At 71.7% G+C, this 1115-nt stretch carries 1 pseudogene; it reads left to right on the top strand.

Annotated features, from left to right (window positions below):
- A pseudogene (locus tag IH68_RS51325) lies at nucleotides 1–1115 on the top strand (beta-ketoacyl synthase N-terminal-like domain-containing protein); the annotation flags it as partial.

A 1115-nucleotide genomic window follows, 5' to 3' on the forward strand; every position in this document is an offset into this window, starting at 1 on the left:
CGGTGTGATCGATGCGTTGACGCCGGAGCGGTTCGCGACGGTGTTGCGGGCGAAGGCGCTGGGCGCGCTGCATCTGGACGAACTCACCCGTGACCGCGACCTGGACGCCTTCGTCCTCTTCTCCTCCGTCTCCGGCACCATCGGCACCTCCGGCCAGGGCAACTACGCGGCGGCCAACGCCTTCCTGGACGCTCTGGCCGAGCGGCGCCGGGCGGCGGGGCTGCCCGCCACCTCGATCGCGTGGGGTCCCGCGGCGGCGTCCTGCCGCTCCAGCCCGCTCTCGGCGTACTGGCCCTGCAACGCGCCGTCGGCTCAGCCCGGCCGGCCGTCATGGTCTCGGACATCCACTGGGGCGAATTCGCACCGCCCTTCACCATGACCCGTCCGAGCCCGCTGATCGAGTCGCTGCCCGAGGCGCGCGCGGCCGTCGAAGGCGCCGGAGCCGCCTCCGAGCGTTTCGGCCGCGGCGACGGCTCCGGCCTGCGTGACCAGCTCACCGGACTCACCCTCGCCGAACAGGAACGCGTCCTCCTCGAAGTGGTCCGCCTGTGCGCGGCGGGCGTCCTCGGCTACGCCGGCGCATCCGCCGTACCGGCCGAACGGGCCTTCCGCGACCTGGGCGTCGACTCCCTGACCGCGGTCGAACTCCGCGGCACTCTCGCCATGGCGACCGGCGTCGCACTCGCCGCGACGGTGGTGTTCGACTATCCGACGCCGGTGTCGTTGGCGCGGTATCTGCGGGAGCAGTTGCTGGGTGATGTGGCCGGGGCGGAGCCCGTGGTGGTGGGCCCTGCGGGTGCCGGTGTGGAGGACGATCCTGTGGTGATCGTCGGGATGGCGTGCCGGTTCCCGGGTGGTGTGCGGGACCCAGAGGGTCTGTGGCGACTGCTGTCGGAGGGCGGGGACGCGGTGCGCGCGTTCCCGGCCGACCGAGGCTGGGACCTCACCGCCCTGTATGACCCCGACTCCGAACGGCGGGGCACGAGTTACGTGGACGTAGGTGCCTTCCTGGACGATGTGGGTCGTTTTGATGCGGGTTTCTTCGGGATGAGTCCGCGGGAGGCGTTGGCGACGGATCCGCAGCAGCGGTTGTTGCTGGAGACGTCGTGGGAGGC

Source organism: Streptomyces sp. NRRL S-646 (genome assembly GCF_000720765.1).
Classification (GTDB): Bacteria; Actinomycetota; Actinomycetes; order Streptomycetales; family Streptomycetaceae; genus Streptomyces.